This window comes from Pseudomonas sp. Pseusp97, assembly GCF_047304025.1.
Lineage (GTDB): Bacteria > Pseudomonadota > Gammaproteobacteria > Pseudomonadales > Pseudomonadaceae > Pseudomonas.
The window spans coordinates 1-3,887 of the sequence record NZ_JBGLYK010000341.1; the positions used below are offsets into that span (position 1 = coordinate 1).

2 protein-coding genes are annotated in these 3,887 nt (G+C 66.8%); both read right to left on the reverse strand.

The annotated features are described in order from the left end of the window. Nucleotides 1-113 precede the first annotated feature (113 nt). Nucleotides 114-1,976 (reverse strand): FAD-dependent oxidoreductase, encoded by a 1,863-nt coding sequence (locus ACCC94_RS28450; protein ID WP_413352938.1) that lies wholly within the window; start codon nucleotides 1,974-1,976, stop codon nucleotides 114-116. A gap of 291 nt (nucleotides 1,977-2,267) precedes the next feature. After that, a complete protein-coding gene (locus ACCC94_RS28455) occupies nucleotides 2,268-3,692 on the reverse strand; it encodes a gamma-aminobutyraldehyde dehydrogenase (protein WP_413352939.1) in 1,425 nt (474 codons plus the stop codon). Between the last annotated feature and the right edge of the window lie 195 nt (nucleotides 3,693-3,887).

A 3,887-nucleotide genomic window follows, 5' to 3' on the forward strand; every position in this document is an offset into this window, starting at 1 on the left:
AAAACCGCTCTCCGGCGTCCCCCCTGGCTCCCCCGGGGGGGGGGCGGCCGGGGGGGTGGGCGCCCGCCGGGGTTTTAACGGGCCCCCCCCCCCCGGGGGGGGCGCCAGATGGTTCAGGCCAGTTCGCCCACCGCGCGCCAGGCCTCGTCGATGGCCGCATGGGCATAGGCATCCCAGGCGGCATCGGAGTTGGCGATGGTGACGTTGCCGACTTTTGTGCGAGCCAGGTTCATCAGTTTTTCGCTCTCCTCTTCATCATCGAAGAGGCTGTTGGAGAAGTACGAATAGCCGTGCGACCAGCGGTTGATGGTGATCGCCTGGATATCCTTCTGATGGTCGAAGCCCGCCGGGCCGAGCATGGCCTGCAACTGGTCGCGGATCTGCGTTTCCATCTGCTCGAAGCTCATGGCGTAGAGCTTGCCGCGGCCGACGCGGGCCTGGGTGCGGGCGTCCATGCCGGCGTTCGGGCTGGTGGGCACGTAGACCATGTGCAGGCCGATGGGCTGGTTCGGATCGCGCGGGTGGCTATAGCCGCCGATGTCCACCGGGTAGTCCAGTTTCACGCGACTGTACGGCTGGCTCGGCGCGTAGATCTCGTGCACGCCCAGCTTCATGAAGCTCTGCCAGTTGCGGATCACCACCTTGGTGTACACCAGCGGGAACTTCACGTTCTGCGCCAGGGCGTGGCTCTGCTCGGCGGAGAGGTCGCGCAGGATGTAGGGGATGATCATGTTGTAGCAGGCCAGCACGCAGTGCTTGGCGCGTACGCGGTGCAGGGCGCCGGCGCGGCTGTAGCCGACGTCCACGCCGCCGTCGCGGTTCTTCACGCTGACCGCGGTGCTGTTCAGGCGCAGGCGCACGGCGTTCTTCGGCTGGTCCAGCTTCGAATAGTCGAAGGTGGCCAGGACTATGTCGTTCATGTCCTTGCCTGGCGCCACGCCCGGAATCAGGCCGCGCACCAGCAGGCGCGCCAGCGAGGCGTTGCCGTCGGGGAAGTGGTAGATGTACGGCTCTTCCATCTCCGCCTTGGCTTCCTCGCTGATCGGCGCGAGGTCCATCCCGGCGAAACCGGGGAAGCCCACGGAGTAGGCCGAGTCGGCGGGAACGGCGTCGATGCTCAGTGCCGAGAAATCGTTGGTGCGGCTGAGGAAGTAGCGGGTGGCGGCTTCGCTCAGGCCGACGTCCTTGCGCAGGAAGTCCTGGTAGCTGGTCCTGGCCAGGTGCGCTTGCTTCTCCTCGCGGGTCTTGCCGGCGAGGTAATCCTTCGGTGCTTCGTGCAGGTCGATCAGCGCCTGGCGGTCGGCCTCGGGCAGCGGGAAGTCGGAGATGAAAGCGCGCCAGCTGCGGGCGTTGAGTTTTTCCGGGGCGATGTCGTCGGCCACCATGGGCGTCGGGTCGCCGGAGACCATCTTCGCCTCGCCGAAGCCGGCCTTGTCGAAGAACACGCCGCGCGACAGGCCCAGGTTCGGGTAGAAGTCGCGGTCGAAGGCGGTCTCGAAGCGGTCCACGTCGACGTTGAGCTGCTTGAGCAGGTTGTTGACCGTGCCGCTGTACAGGTGCTTGGGTGACTGGAAGGCTTCGCTGCCGCCGTAGCCGAGGATCATCCGGCCGCCGGCCTGGAATTCGTTGCGTTTGGCGTGGCCGCCGAAGTCGTCGTGGTTCTCGATGATCAGCACGCGCGCCTTGGGGTGCTGCTGCCGGTAGAACCAGGCCGCGGACAGGCCGCTGATGCCGCCGCCGACCACCACCAAGTCGTACTGCTCGTCGATCTTCAGACCATCGGTGTCGAACACCTTCTTCTCCCAGCCCATCTGGTGCGCGACCTCGAACGCGCCGGGATGGCTGCCGCGCAGGCCGGTGAGGGCGGGCGGGTAGTAGCGGCCGGAGGGGGCGGCCTGGAGAAGTTGCAGCGGGGTGAGGCCCGCGCCGATGGTGAGGGCGACGCCGTTGAGGAAGTCGCGACGGGTGATGGTCATGGGGAGTCCTTGCAAGGTGATGGCCCGGGGCAGGGGCTGTCATGGTTTTGCCCTTCCATCCGGAAGGGATTGCGGCATGCGTGGCCGCGCGGCGGTCCCGGTCGAGCGGGGGCCGCAGGACCACCGGACCTTGGTCCGGTGGTTGCTTTTCACTGAACTACTGGGCCTAGCGAGCTAGAGCGCAGCAAGGCGGAAGGTGGTTCGGGCCCAGGAGTTTACGAGTAGTAAATGACTGGGCACGAACCGCCTTCCAACGCAGCTCCGCCGACGCGCAGCAGGCCGTATCACCAATCAGTGTTTGATCATGACGTGGCGGATGGCTGTGTAGTCCTCGAGGCCGTACATCGACATGTCCTTGCCGTAGCCCGACAGCTTCATGCCGCCGTGGGGCATTTCGGTGGTCAGCATGAAGTGCGTGTTGACCCAGGTGCAGCCGTACTGCAGGCGGGCGGACAGGCGATGGGCGCGGCCGATGTCGCTGGTCCATACCGAGGAGGCCAGGCCGTAGTCGGAGTCATTCGCCCAGGCCAGCGCCTGTGCTTCGTCCTCGAACTCGGTGACCGAAACCACCGGGCCGAAGATTTCGCGGCGGACCACTTCGTCGTCCTGACGGGCGCCGGCGAGTACGGTCGGCTCGAAGAAGAAGCCCGCACGGTCGGCACGCTTGCCGCCGGTGACCACTTCGATGTGCGGCACCTGACGGGCGCGCTCGACGAAGCCGATGACGCGCTCCAGGTGCTGCTCGGTGATCACCGGGCCCAGCTCGGTGTTCGGGTCGTCCTGCTCGCCGTACTGGATGCTGGCCACCGCTTCGCCGAGCTTCTGCACGAACTTGGCGTAGATGCCTTTCTGCGCATAGATGCGGCAGGCGGCGGTGCAGTCCTGGCCGGCGTTGTAGAAGCCGAAGGTGCGGATGCCTTCCACGGCAGCGTCGATGTCGGCGTCATCGAAGATCAGCACCGGGGCCTTGCCGCCCAGTTCCATGTGCATGCGCTTCACGGTGTCGGCGGTGCCGGCGATGATGCGGCTGCCGGTGGCGACCGAACCGGTCAGCGAGACCATGCGCACTTTCGGGTGGGTGGTCAGCGGCTCGCCGACGGTCGGGCCACGGCCGAAGACCAGGTTGACCACGCCGGCGGGGAAGATGCCGGCCATCAGTTCAGCCAGGCGCAGGGCGGTCAGCGGGGTCTGCTCGGAGGGCTTGAGCACCACGGTGTTGCCGGCGGCGAGCGCCGGGCCGAGTTTCCACGCGACCATCATCAGCGGGTAGTTCCACGGCGCGATGGAGGCGACCACGCCCACCGGGTCGCGGCGGATCATCGAGGTGTGCCCCGGCAGGTATTCGCCGGCGGCGGAGCCCTGCATCACGCGGCAGGCGCCGGCGAAGAAGCGGAACACGTCGGCCACGGCCGGCAGTTCGTCGTTCAGCGCGGCGGAGTAGGGCTTGCCGCAGTTGTTGGATTCCAGGCGGGCCAGTTCCTCGGCATTGGCGTCGATGGCGTCGGCCAGTGCCAGCAGGAGCAGGGAGCGATCCTTCGGCGCGGTCTGCGACCAGCTGTCGAAGGCGGCGTCGGCGGCCAGCACGGCGGCGTCGACCTGGGCCGGGGTGGCCTCGGCGATCTCCACCAGGGTGATGCCCAGGGACGGGTTCAGGACGGCGAGCTTCTCGCCTTCGCCAGCGACCAGTTGGCCGTTGATCAGCAGGTTGGTTTGCATGGTTGGGTCCTCTCGTTCAGGAACGTGGTGCAAATTCGGTTGGGTGTTTCTTTATTAAGGGCCTGCCGTTTGGGGGCGGCGGGCCTGAGGGGTTCTGTTGGTTGGGAGCGGGGGCTTCCCCTCTCCCTAACCCTCTCCCTGAAGGGAGAGGGGACCGTTCGGTGCAGGATGAAACCTGGGTGTCAGCCGGCACGG